This is a genomic window from Streptococcus halichoeri, from assembly GCF_019774635.1.
GTDB classification, from domain to species: domain Bacteria; phylum Bacillota; class Bacilli; order Lactobacillales; family Streptococcaceae; genus Streptococcus; species Streptococcus halichoeri.
In genome coordinates this window covers 1,032,226-1,052,564 of record NZ_CP081502.1, presented here as the reverse complement: position 1 = coordinate 1,052,564, position 20,339 = coordinate 1,032,226, and the positions used below count along the sequence as shown (strand labels likewise).

Here is a 20,339-nt window from a genome sequence, read left to right as displayed (position 1 = left end):
TCAGATGAAATCACTACATACCTGCATCCGCGTCCAGAATTTGGAAAAATCCATCGCCTTTTATACCTCTGCTTTTCCTTTCAAAGAAACGCGCCGCAAAGACTTTCCTGATAAGGAATTCACACTCGTTTATCTAGCTCTAGAAGGGCAGGATTATGAGCTTGAGTTAACCTATAATTATAATCATGGACCCTATGACTTAGGTGATGGTTATGGCCATATTGCCCTTGGGACAGATGCCTTTGAGGAGTTACATCAAAAACATATTGATGCCGGTTTTAATGTTACTGCTATTAAGAGCCTAGATGACGAATCTGTTTTTTTCTATTTCTTACAAGATCCTGATGGCTATAAAATTGAAGTCATTGACCTCAACCATAATCATTAAGACTGAACAAGACTAAAAAGAGCTGAAAGATACGTTTCAACTCTCAGATTGAAGAAGAAGTCCATTTTGGATAATTTTCTTCAATCTTTTTTCGTTGTGAAGCTCATTAATAATTCTCAGAAACATTGCCAGATTAACGTTTCTAAGTGTTTAATAATTTAACAGCTCACTTAGGCTACATCAAATGATGCCATTCTATAGGAGTTTGTCTACGTGCTGAGAGCTGAAAGACACGTTTCAACTCTTTTTTAGACCCTATTAACGCCTATTTACGCTTTTCATTACCCGTTTAATATCACGCTCTTGATCGCGACGCTTAATGGTTTCACGTTTATCGTAGTCGTGCTTTCCTCTTGCCACTCCTAGCAAAATTTTAGCAAAGCCATTCTTTAGATAGACCTTCAAGGGCACAAGCGTCATCCCGCTTCCTTTTAAAGTGTTGCTGAGGTGATTAATCTCACGTTTTTTGAGCAGGAGCTTACGTGTTCGTTCGGGATCTTGATTCCAGATATTTCCCTGTTCAAACGGTGCAATATGAACATTGACAAGCCAGGCTTCACCATTTTTAATTTGCGCAAAACCGTCCTTGAGCTGGATACGCGCAGCACGAACACTCTTGATTTCCGTGCCTGTTAGGACAATACCAGCTTCAAGCGTCTCTTCAATGTGATAGTCATGCCTGGCTTTTTTGTTTTGTGCCAGTAAATTTCCTTCCCCTTTAGCCATTATGAACTCCTTTTTCGTCCTTTCTTTTTAGACAGACCTTTATAAAATGACTTTTGGCCTTTGGCCTTTTTGCTGTTACTTTTAAAAACTGACTTGCTCTTGCCTTTTTTAGGGTCCTGCTTGGTTGATCCCTTGCGCTTGTTTTGATGAGATTTTTGGGCTGAAATGGCCTTTTTATCAATAATATCCAGCTCACTGGCTACATAGGCAAAATCAATATCACCAGTTTCTTTATCAGCTTTTACCACCTTAATTCGGATAGGTTGACCAACTTTAAAGCTTGTACCCGATTTTTCACCCGTCAACACCATGGTTCGTTCATTGTAGTGATAGTACTCTGGTAAAGACGTCACATGAATCAAACCCTCAATGGTGTTAGGTAATTCTACAAATATTCCAAACTTGACAACACTAGCCACGATACCCAGGAATTCTTGACCAAGAAACGCTTGCATGTATTCAGCTTTTTTCATAGCCTCAACCAAACGCTCGGCGTCAATGGCGCGACGCTCCAGACGTGACGAACTGCTGGCCAATTCGGGAATAATCTGGGCAAAATGAGCCTTAACCTCATCAGTAGGCTTTTGATAGTCGCGTATCATTCGATGCACTAATAAATCAGGATAACGTCGAATGGGACTGGTAAAGTGCGTGTAGTACTCAGCAGCTAAACCATAATGCCCATGATTGTGTTCCAAATAGCGCGCCTGCTGCATGGAACGCAAGAGCATCATGTTTAGCACATCAGCACCAGGTTTACCTTCTACCTTCGCCATAAAATCTTGCAAGGCCGTCTGAGAAATCTTCGCAGCGCTTCCCTTGATTTGAATTCCAAAAACTCCCGCGTAATCAATAAATTGCTGTAGTTTCTCAGCCTTTGGCTCTTCGTGAATGCGATAGATAAAAGGAAGATTAGCTTTGGCAAAATGCTGTGCGACACATTCATTAGCAGCTAGCATGAAGGATTCAATCATGCGTTCAGCAATTCCTCGCTGGCGCAGCATAATATCAACTGCCATCCCTTTATCATTGACCACAATCTTGGCCTCAGAGGTATCAAAGTTCAAAGCTCCGCGATTTACCCGCATCTGCTCTAAAATGTTATGCAGACTGACCATATCAGAGACAGAAGAAGCAATCTTTGGATAGGTTGCTAGAGCTGTGTCATCACGAGCAATCATATCATTGACATCTGAGTAGGTCATGCGATAGGTGGTATTAATGACCGACTGGCAAATCTGGTACTGGCGCACATGGCCCTGCTGATCAATCTCCATCAAAGCAGACTGCGTTAAGCGATCAACATTAGGGTTTAACGAGCAAATACCATTTGAGAGTCGCTCTGGTAGCATAGGCACCACCCGGTCCGTCACATACACTGAGGTTCCCCGCGCTGCTGCTTCTTTGTCTAAGGCAGACCCTTCTTTGACATAGTAGGACACATCAGCTATATGAACACCCAACTCAAAATTACCATTTGCTAAACGTTTAATGTGGACCGCATCATCTAAATCTTTAGCATCGGCACCATCGATCGTAAAAGTGGTCTCTTGCCGTAAATCAACACGGCCGATCAGGTCTTTTTCTGTAAGCTGCTCTGAAATAGCATCTGCTTCTGCTAGAACAGCAGCCGGAAAGTTAGAAACAATATCCATTGATTCCAATACTTCCAAAACATCAATACCAACATCTCCTTGATGACCGACAATGTCTAAAACGCTAGCGACAAAATAATCATGCCCCCGGGTTGGATACTTGTCAATAGCTACCTTGATAATTTCCGTCCCATCAAGCACAACGGGCTCTTTTTTTATATATATTTTTTGCTGGACTTTTTGATTTTTGGACCTAATATAGCCTGCATATTTTGGCTTTGCATCATCAAGGATAAATTTCCCAACGACAGTTGTCAGGGCTCTCTCAAGAATACCAACAACCTTAGCTTCAGCGGCAGCACCTTTTAAGCGATTAGCTGGTTTTTTGACCACAACTTCAACCAAGTCGCCATCAATCGCATAGGCCACGTCATTACGACCAATAAACATATCATCTTCAGTATCATTCACATGCAAAAAGCCAAAGCCAGCCTTATTAGCACGAAAGATACCCTGCACCGTAATATCCTGTTTCTTTTTGGATGATGGCTGGCGCAAGGCCAACGAACCATCATCTGAGAAGCGCAAAAGACCCTGGCTTTCCATTTTGGAAATCGATTTAATTAAACTTGGAAATTTTTTGGCTCCTGCCATATCTAAATATCTTGCCAAGTCATTAATGTTGATGCCTTCGTGCTCCTTCAATAATTGAATAATTTGTTCTTTCATAAACTTCTTTCTAAACTGACCTTACTAAATGATAAAAAAATGAGCTAGACTAACTCTGTCAAGCTCACTTCTATTTACTTGATAATACGGCAAGAATTAAAGCAATAGCTAGCCAAAAGAAGACTAACACGGCTGTATAACGTTGCATAAAGGCTTCAAAACCACGAGCTTTAGTACGCTCAAATAAAGCTTCTGAACCACTGTTATCAAAGACGTTACTGCTTGGATTTTTTTGCGGCTGCATAAAAATAGCAATAACAAGTAATACCGACAAAACAAGTAATACTGTTAGTAGTAAGTTGTACATGTTTTTTCCTCCAACATATTCTTACTCATAGTAACATAAAAGCTGTTAAGATTCAACATGCAAGGTGACTTTTCTCTCTTTGGGACAATACTTGGGAACTGATATTTTCTCAGGATGAGTAGCCTTATTTTTACTCGTTAAGTAATTTTTGCTACCACATTGGCTACACTGTAAGGTTATTTTTATTCTCACTGAATTTCTCTGACTCTTAAATACTTTCTAAAATTAATAAAACTCCAAACAAAATTAGCAAGCACCACGAAACTGGTAACCCAAAAAACCGAGCGATAGCCTAAAGTTACCGCAATATGTGAACCAATGAAAGGCCCAATAACCATCCCTAGATTAGTAAAAGCCTGATTATAAGAAAAAATTCTTGAGAGGCCCTGCTTTGGTGTTAACCGCGTTAAAAGAGAATTGACACTAGGCATCAAAGCTCCTACTCCAAAACCATAGGCAAAACGCAACAAACCCAGCAACAAACTACTATTTGCCAAACCTGTTAAGAAATACATCACAAAACTATACATTAATGCCAATAGTAAAAGGCGATGATTGCCTATACGGTCACCCAATTTGCCAAGTGTTGAACTGCTCATTAAACTAGAAACTCCTAGAGCTGAAACAATCATGCCCGAAACGACCATCAGATTGTCTACTTGACCAAGGTGACGAATATATAAAGGTAAGATTGGAGCCACCGATTGAGCTGCAATTTGAATAATCATACTCGTCACAAACAAACCAATCAAGATTTGCCGATGCGTCATCTGCTGCCACAAGATTTTTGAAGGGATCATTTCTGAACGCTGAACGGGCTCGAAATCTTCTTTAACATACAAGAGTGTCATCAAGTAACACACGAATAAGATGATACCAACAATTAAAAAGACTGTTCGAATCCCAAGCATCTCAGCCAGAACACCACCAAATAAAGGGCCAATCAAGGTTCCTGCAGTGGTGCCTGTTGCCAATTTTCCTAATGCATAACCCGAACGTTGTTTGGGTGCTTGACTGGCAATTAAAGCAGTAGAATTAGCAATATACCCCGCAAAAATGCCATTTAATAGCCGCAAAAAAAGCAGCCATTGCACATTTGGTATAAAAGCCAGCCCACCCATGGTAAATGTCATCGCTAGGCTAGCACGAAGCATCATCGGTTTTCGCCCGTAGCGATCAGCAAGCCGCCCCCAAATAGGCGATACAAGAGCTGAGGATAGGGCTGAAATAGCAACCGCAAAGCCCGCATATAGTTCAATTTTGGTTTTTGCGACCCCTAATTGCTCCACGTAGAGAGCCATAAAAGGCATAACAAGTGAAAAGCTTGCCCCAGTGAAAAAATTCCCGAGCCAAGCTACTTTGAGGTTCTGTTCCCAGTTAATGGTTGAGGCTACATCTGAGTTGATACAATGTCATCTTCTTTCTCTCACTAGATATGTCACATTATAACATAAGTCAATAATCAAACAAAGTATAAACTTCAGCTTTTATTGAGCAAGAGGCGGGAAAGCATTAGTCCTCACACCATTCACAGCTCACAGCCTTGCTTCACCAAATAGGAAGTAATCCAACTAAGCTACAATTATAATTTAAAATTAAAAAGCTATCTTGCACGCTAAGACACACCTATAACTTAAAAGCCTATAACTTCAAATTAGAAAAAGCTATCTTGCAAACTAGGTCTTGCCTGTAATAATCAAAGTGAAACCGCCCCTGACTGCCAAAACAAAGAACGGCCTACTTAGCATGTAAGTATGAGTAGCTAAAAACGGTTCACTTTTATTGTAAACCCAATAGGCTACGATCACCCCCCAAAGGCAGGGTGAAAAGTATGTCGGTAGTTGCTAATTACACACTAGTTTCATAAAAATTTCAGTAGACTTACGTTTTACTATCTCTATTTCCTCGCTTTGATGGTTACTACGCCACAATTCTCTTTTCCTGAAACTAGCATGGAACTATGGAAAGGCCCTATCCCAAAACAATTTTCTCTTTATAGATTTGGCATGGCTATAATAGCACACTCAAAACAAAATATATTTTTTAGCCTTTTTAAAAACTTGAGTAAAAGCTACTTTATGGTTGATAAATCCTGATGAATAAGCTCTGACACCCTTTGCTTGAGCTCTTCTTGACTACCATTATTATCAATAATTACCGTAGCAACCGCCTTTTTGGCTTCTAGTGGCATCTGGTGTTCCAGCCGTTTAAGAGCGTCTTTCTTAGAATAGTGATTACGGTGCATCAGACGCGAAACTTGTGTCTCGTGGTTAACATACACCAGCCAAATAGCATCAAACCATCCCACATAATCCTGTTCAATTAGCAAGGGAATATCCATAAAGAAAATACTTTCCTTTTGCGATAACTGGTCTTTTGCTTGTCTAAGGCTCTCTCTAATAATGCTACTTTGCAACCGAGCAGATTGGGCCATTAACTCAGGGTTATTAAAGAGCATACGCGACAAAACAGGGCGGTCAATCTCACCAGCATCATCTAAAATTGCCGGCCCAAAATACTCAACAAGCACCTGATACAATTTTCCACCTTTATCTTGTAAGCGATGAACAAGCTTGTCTGCATCAATAACCTGATAGCCTGCATCTTGCAAAAAGCTAACAACCGTTGACTTGCCAGAGGCAATGCCTCCTGTAATACCAATGATATAAGTCATAGTTTTTGGCACTTAGGACAGAAATGTGTCCCCCTTCCACCCACTTTTATTTTTTCAATTGGGGTTCCACAACGCGGACATGGGTGGTCCGTTTGCCCATAAACCTTAAGATAGTTCTGCATATGGCCATCCATTCCCATTGTGTTTTGATAGGTTCTAATGGTTGAGCCACCCTTTTCAATAGCAAAAGCCATAAGAGCAATAATCCCCTTATGCAATTGTTTCATTTCAGCTGAGGTCAGACTACTGCTCAGCCTTAAGGGGTGCACCTGTGCCGCCCACAAAGCCTCATCAACATAAATATTACCTAGACCAGCAACCACCGATTGCTCCAGTAAATAGGGTTTGATTTTTTTAGATGATGATTGCAAAGCTGCTTGAAAAGCTTTGAGTTGAAACAGTTCACTTGTCGGTTCAGGACCAATTTTCTTTTGTCTAAAGAAATCAGTCAGTTCATCTTGCACAAGAAGATTAAAAGTGCCAAATTTGCGGACATCCTGATAGACTAAAGTTGAACCATCTGTAAAATGAAAGAAAACATGAAAGTGCTTATTATCTGGCACCTTATCCTTAAACAGTAAATATTTTCCCTCCATGCGGAGATGAGAAATCACTACTGCTTCTTCAAATAAAAAGATAAGGTATTTGCCTCGACGTTGTACTGCTTTGAGGGTTTGATGGCGTAACGTTTCTACAAAGTCATCAACATTACACTTGATCATCTTGGGCACTCTAATATCAATCGAAGCAATTGTTTTGCCAACAACTAGCCGCTCTAGCCCACGGCGTACTGTTTCAACTTCAGGTAATTCTGGCATAACCCATTCATCTTAGAACTAAGCCTGTGGACAAGTGACCAACCTGTTCACTTTACTCTTAATTGAGTTGCTTAATCTCTTCCTTTCTTTTGAGAGTATAACCGCTTTTACAGCAATATCATTTTAGTTGATTTTTGACTAAATACAGTATCTATTTCTATTATAGCATGAGTTAATCACGTACTGGCTTTAAAAACTCAGAACCTTGTGCAATGACTTTACCTTCTTTGATATGATAGACAGTTTCACAAACAGCTCTAATATCTTCTTTATAGTGCGAGGTGATAATTGCCAAGCCCGTTTGACAATGCTGTTTAATAAGACTCTGGGTTTTAGCAACACTCTCTTCGTCTAAAGCACTCATTGGCTCATCTAAAACCAAGATTTTTGGTTGATCCATAAAGGCCTGAATAAGAGCTAATTTTTTCTTTGTTCCCAAGGATAAATAACGATAAGCTGTTTGCTCAAATGGCTTTAACTGATACCAATCAATCCAGTAATCAAGGTTGATTTGCCCAGAATGCTGGCAAAGTCCTTTGAGCCACTCTAAATTTTCACGTAAGGTTAAATGGGAAATAAACTGCAGATTTTCAATGACAATCCCTGCATCAGTAATATAGTGATAACCACAACGAATCTCACGTTGATCTTGATAAACATGTCCTTGATCAAGTTTTAAATAACCCGCCAGAGCCTTAAGCAGCAATGTTTTGCCTGAACCATTAATACCAACAATGCCATAGCACCCTTTATTATCAAATTGCAAATTTATATCTTTTAAGACCCATTGACCTTTATACCGCTTAGAAGCTTTTTCAATTTTTAACATAGTTTTCCTTTCGATATCTTATTCCAATAAATATAGCCAGCAATAATACCATTATTAGTGGATGTAAAAGCAGATAGGAGCGCAATATAAATCCTAATAGTATCAAGCACATTCCTTCAATAGCTGTTTTAGCATAGTATTGTGTTATTGTTAGGCAAAGAAGGTCACAGATAAAAAGTGAAACAAATAGACTAAAACTTTCATACAGTCGTATATCTAGCTTCATGAATAAGCCTATTGCTATATACACTGATATGATGACAAGCCATTCTTTAACATAGCATTTGCCAATTGTTAAAAAAGCATAGAAGCGCACCCAAACTTCACTTTTTGAGTGATAACGAATGAGCTGCTTACTCCCTTGAGCCAAATCAATGGTTAAATTAATCGTCTTTAGCCAGCCAATCAAAGCTAAGCCCAAAATCATAATCGCCTTCAAAAAAGAGAAGTGTTCCCCAACTTGTGAAGGAAAAGGATTCAACACTTGATGGTAAAAAAGCGTAGCAGCTGCTCTTGTTTGCCAATCAGGCATCAGCTTAATAAGTTCTGTCGCGATATAAAAACTAAGACCGGCTTGCGCTAAATAAGTCAAGCTCTTAGACCACCTCATCATTACCAAAAATCCTTCCAAAAATGAATAAACCTATAAAAGGGAGATAAGTTAATACAATCTGAATGAAGGTTAAATTGCCATATGATAAAATCATCAGATTAGACATAGGTACCAAATAAAAGGGAACTAGCGGATATAAAAGCGGTGCCAAGGCCCATATTATTAGCAAAAAGGCAAGCATTGCTTTTGTGATATGTCCTAAATAATCCACTAGATAACAAGCAAAGATTGTCTCAAAAAAGAGCGCTGAGCCTTTCACAAGGAAATAGAAAATCAAAAAACGTTTAGTATCTGTAGCAAAAAATCTCAAAGACGAAGACGCATTAAAAATCATTTCCAAAGCAGGGATAGGTGAGCGATTAACACTATAGGCAATCAGACAAATAAAAGCAAAAACTAAACTAAAAACAGCTAGAACTTGATAGGCTAATTGCAATTTTAGAAAAAAGCGTTTTAAGTGATACTGCTCCTGTTTCCCAATACTATATTTAAGATAGCGCGTTTTAATAAAATGATAGGAATAGGCAGCAAAACAAATAATCACTGGAAAAATAAAAGCTTGAAAAAAGTTAAAGTTAAATAAGCTATTATTTATGGAAAGCATATTTCGAAAATAGTGTTGCTTAACCACAAGTCCTTCTGCTGTAGGTAAATCCTGGGCTTTTAGGTCAAAAAACAACTGATGAAATACAGCATCATGATAAACCAACAATAAAAGAACTAACGGCAGAAATAACCAAACTTTTCGGTAAGGTAATAGCTTCAGGTGAGACATAAAGGAATCCTCCATCAATAATTACAGTCTTGCTTAATACTAACGATTGAGACTAATGTGAATCCAAGGACCAGCTACCATCAATATAGGCAGCCGTATCCCAGAAATTTTCTCGTGCTAAATTTAAATTATACAGATAATGCGGTTTGGCATTGTTGGTGTAGATTCCTCGCTGGCCAGTCCATGTCAAATCCACATCACTGCGCCTTGCACCATTGGTATTTGCCAAATAATGCTTAACACGAATTTGCGGACTCCTACTATTTAGATTAACCACATAGTAGCTATCATTCATCTTCTCCAAATATGGCGTGGCTGCAAAAGCTGGCAAAATCCGAAAATGGAATAATTGTCCAACTTGTCGTGTACCAGCAAAGATGCTAGTTGGCACCATCAGCAATAAGCTTAAAACAAGTGCTAATTTTACTTTCATTCAATAAAACCTCCTTTGATCAATTAACGAAAACTGTTCTAATGGCTAGAAACCTTTTTACCACCTAACTTATTATTCGAAAAAAATATAGCTTTATTGGAATAATTGAAAAAATTATTTTTCAAATCCCGCTGAAATAAAAAATATCAGTTAGAGCCCCCTATCTCAGACAAAAGCTGGTGGGGCCGGGGCCTTACCCATTTGTCCAGACTTTGCAGTCAGTGCGGCCAACCCCAAAAAGCAGACCCCACAAAGAGCCTGCCAGATTGACCATTTAGTGATCACACTATTTTTCAGCGCTGCTCCTTGGTTTTAGGATAAAGTCGCTGCAAAATTGCTGAGCAATCCCAGTGGCTCGCAGTTTAAAGGCTGTGTGCAAAAACTTTTTGCTAGTAAGCCCTAGCTGAAGTCCGCAGCTAGTTTTTTGCTATAGCAAAAAGCTAGAAAAATCGCGAATTGACCAATCGCTAGGTAAACTAAAAATAAAACTAGCACTACCATAACACAAAAATCATAAAAACCGAAGTTCAAAATATCATAGCTTCCTTCGTTTCACAACACCAAGCATATATTCAAAAGCTAGCTTTTTTGCCACTATTGCGACAAGCTCAAGCAAATCGCCTATTAAACAAAAGAGCTCACCACGCATACCGACCAAGATTCTCAACATACCAGAACGCGATTTCAAGACTTCCTTAGACAGAAAAAAACATGTCAGTCTAGTATGGGCCAAAAAGGCAATCGTACGATAATGCACTTTATAGAATCCATTTGTAAAACATTAAAACGAAAGCCTGTCCACGATGCGTATCTTGCATCCATTGAACAGGCTCAACTTGAACTCTTTAAATATATGGAAATCTGTTATAATCCAAAAGGTCTTTTTGCAAAATATGACTTAAATAATTTTAATTATATTGACTGTTAAATGCTAAAACATTTCCCCTTATTTACTCTGGAGTTTTTCTGACTTATTTATATATTTAATTCCCCAAATCAATAATAAGGAGAATACTATTGAAATAATACCAACTATACTTGTTAAAACTTTTTGGTATAATTCTATATTGTCAACACAAAAGAATCGGTAAATACAAACAATTCCTAAAGTAATAAAAATAGCTATAAGGATGAATTGAGAAAATAGAATGCTTGATGACAAGTTGTTTTTTACTTTCTCTTCTCTTATTTCTTTTGTCAAAAAATAATTTGAAAGCATTGCACTAAATAATAAATAAAAGACAATAATCGTATTTGTGACAGTCATTTTTTGAAGATCGTTTATATTTAAAAATAGAATTAAAAAAGAGATAATTACTGGTAATTGTCCAGTGAAAAATCTAACGATTCTTAATTTATTTAGGCGTGTTTTTATTACCATTATTTTATTCTTCCTTTAGTTTATGGTTTCAACAGGTTAAAGCCCCTCCAACTCCACCAATTACTGCTCCTATCGCGCCGGTCCCAAAAGCATATGGCCCTAAAAATGCCGTTCCTCCTGCAGTTGCCATATATCCTTCTCCAGCACCAAAAGCAATACCAGCTGCACAGGATCCTACTTTACCCCAATTTATTTTTCTACCGCCCTTTACTTCAATAAGTTGGGCACTGTTCAAAACAGAATAATCTTCAAGTGTATTCATAATATTTTCCTATTATCTATTAGTATTTATCTCGAGATATACTAACTATACCACTTTCAAGTCAGTAACGATCCATTTTCCCCAAATGGGGCAAATATAGCCTAAATGGTACAAAATTAGTAATTGCAATGACAATCTATGCAAAATACTGTTTTTTAGGTATTTGTGAATTTCCAATGCATTAATTTTGTCATAATGTCATTATTTGGAGACTTAGAAAGGAAAAATACCTAAAATGAATGATTTTAAACAATTTTTAACAATTTCAGAAACCGAATTAGACCAAATAATTGGAGGAAAGTCATTGTGGCAGACAATAAATTCAATTTTTAATAAAACCATTAAAAATGCAGTCATAGAAGAAATCGCCCAATAACGAAGTACCTATAGAAATAATTCAATCTCCATCAAATTGTTAATAGAAAACAACAGCGATAAGCTTATCAAAGCTCCCGTTCCTAAAGTGCTTTTGACACATAGCTTGGGTTCAGCCTCTATCATCGCTCACACCATCCACCAGAAGGTTAAACTTAAGGTGCCCAATTAACGCCCAGAAAGAGGACTGGCATAAGCTAGGCTTACCGATTAGTCGGAAAGAAATAACCAACTGGCCTATCAAGTCAAGCCAATATTATTTCGAGCCGATTTATGACCTGTTGCATGAGAAATTGCTGGAACACCCCATCTTTCATGCCGATGAATCCTCCTACAGGGGCTTCGAAAGTGATAGTCAACTGACCTATCTTCTAGGCAATCTTCCTAACAAAGAGACACTCGCTAAAAAGGAAGTTCTAGAGGCTGATTTACCATGGACTGAAAACATTGAAAGTAACTGTAAATGAAAAGAACGTCCAAAGTTTATTTGACTTTGGACGTTTTCAATATACTCCGTTATTGGGCGCTTACCAATAAAAATTGGTATCATTTCAAGATAAAATAGTTACTGTTCACTAACTATTTCTAACATTTGAGTAAATTTATAGTCTAGACTTTGGGTCTTTAACTTTACTAAATGGTATTTTTTTAATATTCTTGATACCTTATAAAGCCCAATACCTCTGTCCTTACCTTTTGAACTTTCAAATTCATTAAATAAATATGTTATATCAATTTGATTATCTCGAGTGCTATTTTCAATAATACAGATTTGCCTATTATTATCTTCAAAAAATGCGAATGATATAGTGGGGTTCTTTGATAAACATGTTGCCTCAATAGCATTATCAAAAAATATGGAGACTATAGTAATAAAATCTATCAAATCCATCGCACATAACGATATTTTATACGGAATTTCTAAAGTAACAGTAATGCCTTTTTCTTCCATTTGGATAAATTTAGCAGCTAATAAACTCTTCAGTGCTTTGTTTTCGATGTTTACTAATCGTGTAATATCATACTTATGACTTTCTAGTTCTCTATTTGAATCCTTTAAAACTTTTTCAAAGACATCTTTTACTATACTCATATTATCTTCTTCAATACCAATCTTTAATGTTGATAAAATATTAGCATAATCGTGTCTAAAATGACGCACCTGATTATACAATTCTTCGACATGTTGACTATAATTTTCAAGGTTTTGCAGTTGCATTTCTTTTTGGAAAATGATTTCTTTTTGAAGTTTTTCTCTAATTTTTTTGTCCAAAAAATTTAATATACCTAAAAATAATAAAAAATATATAGTTACGATAATTTGACGATAAAATAGAGTATCAATTGCTAATTGGTAATCAATAAATGAAATGATTTGAATAAGAAAGTAATAAGTTAACATAAAGAAATTTGCAAAACATAATAATTTTTTCTCTTGTTTACTGAATTGTTGATCTGAAAAAGCCGAAAAATCATAATGAAAAACTTTTAAAAATAGTACTAATATTGCAACCGATAACAAATATATTGGTAAAAATAATTGACTTTTCTGAAAATATGAATTGCTAATCCCCAAAATAGGCAATAGGTAAAATACAATAGTACGATAGATAAGGTTCCATAAGGTGATGGGAAATAGAGCATAAAAAATAGTCAGCAAACTAATGTTAAACTTATATATATACGAAGTAAAAAGCAGCATATATAAAGGTAATGATAAATAAATAAAAATATCATTAATAATCGATTTTTCGTTTAAAAATACAAAGAGAAGGATCAATAAAACTCTTATGAATACACCAATCAACACTTCTTTAAATTTGATTTTTCTCTTTGTAATAAAATAAAATAAAAAAATGGGGACAGCAATGTCACAAATTTTTTCAAACATTGATAAGAAGATAAGCAGCTTATTTCTCCTTTCTTAAGTTAATGATACTTTCAGTAATAAACGTTATTTTTGAACGCGAAGCATAGCACTTTATTCCTCTTTCAAAATAAATAGTTCGTTCTTTTTTATCTATTTTGATCACATTATTCGGGTTGATAATATAAGATCGATGACATTTTAATAGCCTGGGCTCTTGTTTTAATACCTCAGCAATACTCCCATAAAATTCAAAAATTTCATTTTGTCCGTGCAATATCAGGCGATGTGACTCTGGTGAAGTTTCAATAAAATAAATGTTTTCAAAAGGAATTTGCAGGATATTATTTTGATTTTCAAAAAAGAATGTACTTTTTATTGAACGACTATTTCCATTTTTTAAAATAAACAAAGTATAAATTTCTAATTATCTTTTTATATTTTCTTAAATGCTCGTAAAGCCTTATTCTATGTGCTTTCGAGTATTTTTACTGTAGGAAGATACTTCACGTTTCTTTGCATATTTCCTCATGTCTTAGCTGTCAGAAGTGGTAAATAAGTAGTAAATTCATTTGTACTACTAAGCAACAAGACGCTCCTGTTGCTTCTCTTTATTCAAGCGTTTCATTTCTGCCATTGCAGAATCGAATGTTGCATGTGCGTAATAGTTCAGCGTCATGGCTATATTAGCATGTCCCATAATGTACTGTAATGCCTTTGGATTCATTCCTGCATTTGCATAGTTGGTACAGAATGTATGTCGCAAACTATGTGGAGTGATGTGTGGCAATTTATCCTCGTTATACTTATTGTATTTCTTAACAAGACCTTTCATCATGCCGTTGTAATCACTTGCCACTTTTGGATAGTTCTTTCTATTAAGAAAGAGGAAATCACTATATCCATCAATCTCAACACGCTTATCATTCTTTCGATTCGCTAACACTCGCTTAAATGCTTGATAGGCTTCTTCAACCATAGGAACTTGACGTTCGCCACTTTTGGTCTTTGGTGTTTCAATGTAGTACCCAATTTCAGTATCTCTCAATAGCTGATGGTCTATATTGACAAGACGATTCTCAAAATCTAAATCTGGAAGTGTCAAACCACCAAACTCTGAAATACGAAGACCTGTTTTTAAGAGTATCAGAATTTCATCATAATTTTTGCTGTAGGTTTTATCAGCTTTTGCAAAGGCTAACAGTTTTTCTTCCTGTTCTTCTGTTAGTACGGTCTTAGGGACAGTATCATCATCAAGAACTGCTTTCAGTTGAAAGTCAAATGGATTCTTCCGAACACAATCATCTTGTATAGCAATATAGAATGAAGCCTTTAAAGAACGTTTGTAGTTATTGATGGTTTGATAAGCATAACCATTTTCACTCATTCTAATAGCCCATTCTTTAGCGTCTGATGGCTTAATACTGTCAATACTTCTTACACCTAACTTGTCTTTCTTCAAAATATCCATAAGATATTTGCGTCCAGTTTCAGTGTTTTTTCTAACCTTTGGTCTTTGAGCGTTCTGTTTTGCGTAAAGCTGGCAGAGTGTCATTTTCTTTCCTACAACATCAATACCATCATGAATGTCTTTCTGTAACTCTGCGATTTTCTCTCTAAGTGAGATACAATCACGCTTTCCTGCTGGTACTCGGTCTGTAGCCACAAGTTTCCACGAGTAAACAAATTGCGGTTCTCCAAATGAATCTATATATTTGTATAAGTATCTTCCGTCTTTTCGTTGGCTCTCTCCAGTCTTTAAGATTCGACCTTTATTGTCACGTCTTTTTTCTGACATGGCATTTGCTCCTTTCCTTTATGGAAAGAGCCTTGATACGACTTAATACTATTTTATCATATACAAGACCCTTTGGCGACGCTAGATTGCGTCCAATGTATCTATAATTTTTTCAAATTGTTTTCGTTTAATCTGAATACGATTGCCATTCATAATCAGCCAATTTGCATTTTTATTTTCCTCTGCCAAGCGTCGTAGCTTGTTTTCGCCAATACGAAAATATTTTGACGCTTCTTCAATGGTTAGGGTATAACGTTCCCAAATAGGAATGTCAGTCTGCTTCATAAAATCCTCCTTTCCAAATCACTTATTTGGATTTCATAAAAGTTGTTTTACCAGCAATCGAACAGCTTTAGCAAAGCTCACGGGAGTTCCACCCCTGCATGGTTCTCATGTAGCCATACTCATTGCCTGCGACGGTTTTATCACGCTCGGACTATTGACTGTATGGGAGTATCATTATCACGATAAGAATGTCGTTGCAGGCAATCCTGCTAAAGATTGCTTCTCGGATCACTAACATGAATCGCTCGCTATCTTTATAAGATAGGTCATGGCGGTTAGTTCCGTTGGCTCTTTTCTTATCGAAACGTATTCGATTACTTTTATTCAGTTTTCAAAGAACAATGGCTCGTTAGCCTATCAAAACACATTGAAAGCTCAATATGCTTTGGTGGAATAACAAACCTCCCTGTTCGGGAAGCGTGGAATGGTTTAGCACGCTTCCACGAAAGGAGAGAGGATATTACTTAATTTCAAATGACAAAATCTTTGTAATCAGTCTGGTTTCCATTCTTCCACGTAAGACTTCATCAACGACCATACTTTGATTGCCATATTCATCTTTCATAAGTCGTAGGGAACGCTTCGTTATGTACCCTCTGTAATGATGTAGAATCTGGTTAATCGCTTCGGTATCGCCATCTGTTGCCTTTACAATGAGAGGAAAGGGAATCATAGGATATTGTGTTTTCATTCTTCAAATTCCTCCATAAACTTTTTAATTAAGGCTAGTCCACTGGTTCTATGCCGATAGACAGTAGAACGGTTCAATTTCAACAGGTCTGCAATTTCTGAATCGCTCATGTCCATAAAGTAAAACAGCAGTAGAATTTCACGTTTCTTGTCTGGCAACTCACGTAATGCTTCACTCAACAAATCATTTTCAACGCCTACTGATAACCCATTGAGTGTAAAAATCTGAAAGTCAGTTGAATAGTTATCTGTTGTCGCAAACTGGCTAACAAGATAATCGCCAACATCCGAAAAGGACACCTCACGCTTTGCAATCCTTGAAAGATAAAGCATATAATTCTTTCGCTCGTCTTCCATAGCACGTTTACAGATATAGTCAAACTGATTTTCTATTGTGGTCTGAAAAGAAGATGGTTTCATGTTTCTCACCCCCTTTCTGTCTAGGAAAGGAAGTGAGCCTTGCTCGTTTATCTCCTTTCACTCTTAGTCCCAATGTGAAAGGGGGATTTGTTGCATTACTGATAAATAAACTTTGTAAAAAAGTTCTGAATAGCCAAAAAAGCATATAAACAGATTTATTTCTCTGTTTACATGCTTCTGTTATTCTATCTATATGATTTATAAAACCACATTGGTGGACGTACTTATCTATTGCAGATAGACGACTTTTTTTGACAAGAACCCAATGTAAGGAAATTTATTGTATATGATGTACTTCATGGCGACGTTGACCTCCAACAAACCGCCATTTGGAAGTAATATACAATATTTTAACAGCGTAAATAGCACTACCATATAACGGTTTTTTTTATTGGCGTTTAGTAGTGCTTTTTATTAAATATAAACCTATAAACCATATAACACGTTTTTCTATACCTGTTTTTAATTCAGTAGGAACAATAAAATGTATAGAGGTGGTCTACTATGCGTAAAAAAGAAGATAAATATGATTTTAGAGCCTTTGGTTTAGCCATTAAAGAAGCTCGATTGAAACGAGGTTTAACTCGTGAACAAGTGGGAGCATTGATTGAAATTGACCCACGGTACTTAACTAATATTGAAAATAAAGGGCAACACCCCAGCATACAAGTTCTTTATGACCTTGTATCGTTACTTCATGTTTCCGTTGATGAATTTTTCTTACCTGCTAATAACTTGGTAAAAAGCACCCGACGATTACAGATAGAGAAATACATGGATAGCTTTACAGACAAAGAACTATCCTTAATGGAATCTTTAGCCAGCGGTATCAACGAAGCAAGAAACATCGAAGACTAATTAAAAGAATCCATACATAACGGAAAGAGCCGATAAAATGAGATTGTATTAATCTCATTTTATCGGCTCTGCGTCTTTGCGTCTGGCTCTGTAATCACAGTTACTTTGAACTGCTTTATTTCAATTAAATTTTCTTGTCTGCATTTCGGACAATAGAGGGGGAATTTTTTTAATTCAGTATCTTCCCTTATCTTTAATCGTGTTTTATTTCCACATACAGGACACAATATCCACTTGTAGTTTATAATAACTATCTCCTCCTTTACACTTTAATTCAAATCTTTATTAAAAAATATTTCATCTTATTTAACAAGAAACCATATTTATATAACAACATAAAATACACTAAGTTATTTTATTGAACATATATCGTACTTTATCTATCCGACTATTTGGACGACGGGGCTGGCAAACAGGTTCACCGGTAGTAACATGGTACCCTTTTAACTCTGTTAAACAAACACTACGTCCATTTGTAAAGAAAGTTAAATCACTACGATATTCTTGAATACACCGAGCAGGGATTTCTCCACTAAGAATGACCTCATTATTTTTCAATTGAGTGTCTACGATGTTCGCACAATATTTAGGAGCATCGTTGTATGCTCGTGAAAGATATTCCTGTGGCGCATAAATTTTAAAACTAAGATATGGCTCTAACAATTCTGTTCCAGCTTTTTTTAAGACTTGTTCCAATACAATAGGAGCAAGCATCCGAAAATCTGCTGGAGTACTAACAGGGCTATAGTATAAACCGTACTTAAAACAGATTTTACAATCCGTCACATTCCAACCATATAATCCTTGTTCGCAACCATAGCGTATCCCTTCCATAACTGCATTTTGAAATGATTGATTTAAGTATCCAAGAGAAACCGAGCTCTCATACTGCATTCCACTTCCCAACGGAAGCGGTGATACAGATAAACCAATGGAAGCCCAGAAAGGATTTGGCGGCACTTCGATGTGAATGGTATATTCTGCATTTTTTAACGGTCTCTCCATATAAATGACTGTAGGCTCTTTTAGTTCTATCTCCACATGATACTTTTCTTGCAACAGTGCACTAATCACTTCCATTTGTACTTTCCCTAAGAAAGAAAGTATAATTTCATGTGTCGTAGAATCCACGTAATATCGTAGAAGCGGATCACTATCTGAGATTTCCAAAAGGGCATCAAGCAACATTTCTCTCTGTTCAGGTTTACTCGGTTCAACAGTTGTTTGTAGTAGAGGGTGCGGATTTTCAATCTTTTTTCTCTGTGGCAATAGTTTTGTATCTCCAAGAACACTATTTAACTTCAAAAACTCATTTTGCAAAATAACAATTTCTCCAGAATAAGCTCTATCAATCTTACATAATTCACCATTTATTGAAGTATACATTTCTGTAACTTTTATTTTTTCTTTTTCTGATACTCTAACCGAATCTCGTAAATGTAGTACTCCACTATAAAGGCGTATATATGCAAGACGTTGTCTTTTTTTTGTATATTCAATTTTGAAAACATTTCCGCAAAGTTCAGACGGACCTCGATGTGTTGATGAATAAAATTTATTAGTAATAACTTCTATAAGGTTATCAATCCCTATATTACTTTTTGCACTTCCATGATAAAGAGGGAACAGAGAACAATTCTGAAATCTTATGCTTTCCTCTTGTTCGAGTTCCAATGCTTCTAATGATTTACCGGACATATATTTCTCTAAAAGGTCATCGTTTCCCTCTATTACCGTATCCCATTGTTCAGATTCGGTAAAGTTCGTCACACACATATTAGGATACAGTTCTACCTTCTGTTTGATTACAATTTCGGCAGAAAGTTTCTCTTTAATATCCTGATAAACCGTTGATAAATCAATTCCATTTTGGTCAATCTTATTGATAAAAAAGATTGTGGGAATCCCCATTTTCCTAAGTGCATGAAATAATATACGAGTTTGTGCTTGTACGCCATCTTTTGCAGAAATCAGTAGAATTGCCCCATCTAAAACTGATAATGAACGATATACTTCTGCTAAGAAATCCATATGTCCTGGCGTGTCTATGATGTTCACCTTCGTATTTTCCCACTGAAAAGAGGTTATTCCTGTCTGAATTGTAATTCCTCTCTGACGTTCTAAAAGCGTATTATCCGTCCTCGTTGTACCTTTGTCCACGCTTCCTAATTCTGTAATCGCTCCACTGTTATATAATAAGCTTTCTGTTAAGGTAGTTTTTCCTGCATCAACATGAGCTAAAACTCCAATATTAATAATTTTCATGTGATTTTCCTCCATTCAAAAACCCAAAAGGGCATAAAAATCCCAGTGATAAATACTTTTATCACTGGGATTTTTATGCATAACCATAGGTATACAAAGCATACAGATATTCTCTGGATACTTTAGAATCACATGATAAAGGTATTCTTAAACTGGGTACAAAAAACTAAGCCCTCCTAAAAAAGGACATCTAATTATTTGTTCCCGCTATCAAATTGACAGTTTATTTAAGAATACCTTGCCGCATATTT

At 36.5% G+C, this 20,339-nt stretch carries 25 protein-coding genes and 1 pseudogene; 4 read left to right on the top strand and 22 right to left on the bottom strand.

What is annotated here, in order from left to right:
- The first annotated feature begins 4 nt into the window (after positions 1–4).
- The gene (gene gloA, locus K5J94_RS05140) at positions 5–388 is read left to right on the top strand and encodes a lactoylglutathione lyase (protein ID WP_221912567.1); all 384 of its coding nucleotides are present in this window, start codon (positions 5–7) and stop codon (positions 386–388) included.
- 258 nt (positions 389–646) lie between these two features.
- Here gloA and smpB read toward each other — a convergent pair whose 3' ends face one another.
- The 13 genes from smpB to K5J94_RS05075 all read right to left on the bottom strand — a co-directional run bounded on the left by smpB (position 647) and on the right by K5J94_RS05075 (position 11,530).
- Complete coding sequence (smpB, locus tag K5J94_RS05135; RefSeq protein ID WP_159546030.1) at positions 647–1,114, bottom strand: SsrA-binding protein SmpB; 468 nt, start codon at positions 1,112–1,114, stop codon at positions 647–649.
- Positions 1,114–3,438, bottom strand: a complete 2,325-nt coding sequence (gene rnr / locus K5J94_RS05130) for a ribonuclease R (protein WP_221912566.1) — start codon at positions 3,436–3,438, stop codon at positions 1,114–1,116. The genes smpB and rnr overlap by 1 nt, the downstream gene beginning before the upstream one ends.
- A 70-nt stretch (positions 3,439–3,508) precedes the next feature.
- Entirely contained in the window at positions 3,509–3,745 is a 237-nt protein-coding gene (secG, locus tag K5J94_RS05125) for a preprotein translocase subunit SecG (protein ID WP_159546034.1), read from the bottom strand.
- A gap of 45 nt (positions 3,746–3,790) precedes the next feature.
- Positions 3,791–3,937 carry a 50S ribosomal protein L33 gene (gene rpmG, locus K5J94_RS05120; protein ID WP_159546036.1) on the bottom strand — a complete coding sequence of 49 codons (147 nt, stop codon included), beginning with the start codon at positions 3,935–3,937 and terminating at the stop codon, positions 3,791–3,793.
- Positions 3,934–5,127, bottom strand: a complete 1,194-nt coding sequence (locus K5J94_RS05115; protein ID WP_221913778.1) for a multidrug efflux MFS transporter — start codon at positions 5,125–5,127, stop codon at positions 3,934–3,936. The genes rpmG and K5J94_RS05115 overlap by 4 nt, the downstream gene beginning before the upstream one ends.
- Positions 5,128–5,816: 689 nt before the next feature.
- Positions 5,817–6,419, bottom strand: a complete 603-nt coding sequence (gene coaE / locus K5J94_RS05110) for a dephospho-CoA kinase (protein WP_159564685.1) — start codon at positions 6,417–6,419, stop codon at positions 5,817–5,819.
- Complete coding sequence (gene mutM / locus K5J94_RS05105) at positions 6,416–7,237, bottom strand: DNA-formamidopyrimidine glycosylase (RefSeq protein WP_159564683.1); 822 nt, start codon at positions 7,235–7,237, stop codon at positions 6,416–6,418. The genes coaE and mutM overlap by 4 nt, the downstream gene beginning before the upstream one ends.
- Positions 7,238–7,409: 172 nt before the next feature.
- On the bottom strand, positions 7,410–8,066 hold the full coding sequence (locus K5J94_RS05100; RefSeq protein ID WP_221912565.1) for an ABC transporter ATP-binding protein: 657 nt from the start codon (positions 8,064–8,066) through the stop codon (positions 7,410–7,412).
- Positions 8,053–8,679, bottom strand: a complete 627-nt coding sequence (locus K5J94_RS05095) for a hypothetical protein (protein ID WP_221912564.1) — start codon at positions 8,677–8,679, stop codon at positions 8,053–8,055. Before K5J94_RS05095 ends, K5J94_RS05100 begins: the two co-directional genes overlap by 14 nt.
- Positions 8,663–9,454 (bottom strand): hypothetical protein, encoded by a 792-nt coding sequence (locus K5J94_RS05090; RefSeq protein WP_159546046.1) that lies wholly within the window; start codon positions 9,452–9,454, stop codon positions 8,663–8,665. Before K5J94_RS05090 ends, K5J94_RS05095 begins: the two co-directional genes overlap by 17 nt.
- A gap of 52 nt (positions 9,455–9,506) precedes the next feature.
- A complete protein-coding gene (locus K5J94_RS05085; RefSeq protein WP_159546048.1) occupies positions 9,507–9,887 on the bottom strand; it encodes a hypothetical protein in 381 nt (126 codons plus the stop codon).
- Between the two features lie 946 nt (positions 9,888–10,833).
- The gene (locus tag K5J94_RS05080; RefSeq protein WP_159546051.1) at positions 10,834–11,268 is read right to left on the bottom strand and encodes a hypothetical protein; all 435 of its coding nucleotides are present in this window, start codon (positions 11,266–11,268) and stop codon (positions 10,834–10,836) included.
- Positions 11,269–11,296: 28 nt separating this feature from the next.
- The gene (locus K5J94_RS05075) at positions 11,297–11,530 is read right to left on the bottom strand and encodes a ComC/BlpC family peptide pheromone/bacteriocin (protein ID WP_167547768.1); all 234 of its coding nucleotides are present in this window, start codon (positions 11,528–11,530) and stop codon (positions 11,297–11,299) included.
- A gap of 235 nt (positions 11,531–11,765) precedes the next feature.
- Between K5J94_RS05075 and K5J94_RS05070 the strand changes: the two genes are divergently transcribed.
- Both K5J94_RS05070 and K5J94_RS09620 read left to right on the top strand, forming a co-directional pair.
- Positions 11,766–11,906, top strand: a complete 141-nt coding sequence (locus K5J94_RS05070; protein ID WP_159564681.1) for a bacteriocin — start codon at positions 11,766–11,768, stop codon at positions 11,904–11,906.
- A gap of 100 nt (positions 11,907–12,006) precedes the next feature.
- A complete protein-coding gene (locus tag K5J94_RS09620) occupies positions 12,007–12,372 on the top strand; it encodes an IS66 family transposase (RefSeq protein WP_331461850.1) in 366 nt (121 codons plus the stop codon).
- Between the two features lie 98 nt (positions 12,373–12,470).
- Here K5J94_RS09620 and K5J94_RS05060 read toward each other — a convergent pair whose 3' ends face one another.
- From K5J94_RS05060 to K5J94_RS05035, 6 genes are all read right to left on the bottom strand, one after another.
- Positions 12,471–13,796 carry a sensor histidine kinase gene (locus K5J94_RS05060; RefSeq protein ID WP_159564679.1) on the bottom strand — a complete coding sequence of 442 codons (1,326 nt, stop codon included), beginning with the start codon at positions 13,794–13,796 and terminating at the stop codon, positions 12,471–12,473.
- 19 nt (positions 13,797–13,815) lie between these two features.
- A complete protein-coding gene (locus K5J94_RS05055; RefSeq protein WP_221912563.1) occupies positions 13,816–14,184 on the bottom strand; it encodes a LytTR family DNA-binding domain-containing protein in 369 nt (122 codons plus the stop codon).
- 168 nt (positions 14,185–14,352) lie between these two features.
- The gene (locus K5J94_RS05050) at positions 14,353–15,570 is read right to left on the bottom strand and encodes a tyrosine-type recombinase/integrase (RefSeq protein WP_001291561.1); all 1,218 of its coding nucleotides are present in this window, start codon (positions 15,568–15,570) and stop codon (positions 14,353–14,355) included.
- Between the two features lie 81 nt (positions 15,571–15,651).
- Positions 15,652–15,855, bottom strand: coding sequence for an excisionase (locus tag K5J94_RS05045; RefSeq protein ID WP_000814511.1), 204 nt, complete (start codon positions 15,853–15,855; stop codon positions 15,652–15,654).
- Between the two features lie 460 nt (positions 15,856–16,315).
- Positions 16,316–16,546 carry a helix-turn-helix domain-containing protein gene (locus K5J94_RS05040; RefSeq protein ID WP_000857133.1) on the bottom strand — a complete coding sequence of 77 codons (231 nt, stop codon included), beginning with the start codon at positions 16,544–16,546 and terminating at the stop codon, positions 16,316–16,318.
- Entirely contained in the window at positions 16,543–16,965 is a 423-nt protein-coding gene (locus tag K5J94_RS05035; RefSeq protein WP_000804885.1) for a sigma-70 family RNA polymerase sigma factor, read from the bottom strand. The genes K5J94_RS05040 and K5J94_RS05035 overlap by 4 nt, the downstream gene beginning before the upstream one ends.
- Before the next feature lie 504 nt (positions 16,966–17,469).
- Here K5J94_RS05035 and K5J94_RS05030 point away from each other — a divergent pair.
- Entirely contained in the window at positions 17,470–17,823 is a 354-nt protein-coding gene (locus K5J94_RS05030; RefSeq protein WP_001227347.1) for a helix-turn-helix transcriptional regulator, read from the top strand.
- Positions 17,824–17,882: 59 nt separating this feature from the next.
- On the opposite strand, the gene K5J94_RS05025 is transcribed toward K5J94_RS05030, so the two are convergent.
- The 3 genes and pseudogenes from K5J94_RS05025 to K5J94_RS09690 all read right to left on the bottom strand — a co-directional run.
- Positions 17,883–18,068, bottom strand: a complete 186-nt coding sequence (locus K5J94_RS05025; protein WP_011058338.1) for a cysteine-rich KTR domain-containing protein — start codon at positions 18,066–18,068, stop codon at positions 17,883–17,885.
- A gap of 100 nt (positions 18,069–18,168) precedes the next feature.
- Positions 18,169–20,088 (bottom strand): tetracycline resistance ribosomal protection protein Tet(M), encoded by a 1,920-nt coding sequence (gene tet(M) / locus K5J94_RS05020; protein ID WP_000691736.1) that lies wholly within the window; start codon positions 20,086–20,088, stop codon positions 18,169–18,171.
- A 15-nt stretch (positions 20,089–20,103) separates the two neighbouring features.
- Positions 20,104–20,151, bottom strand: a pseudogene (locus K5J94_RS09690) (hypothetical protein); the annotation flags it as partial.
- Between the last annotated feature and the right edge of the window lie 188 nt (positions 20,152–20,339).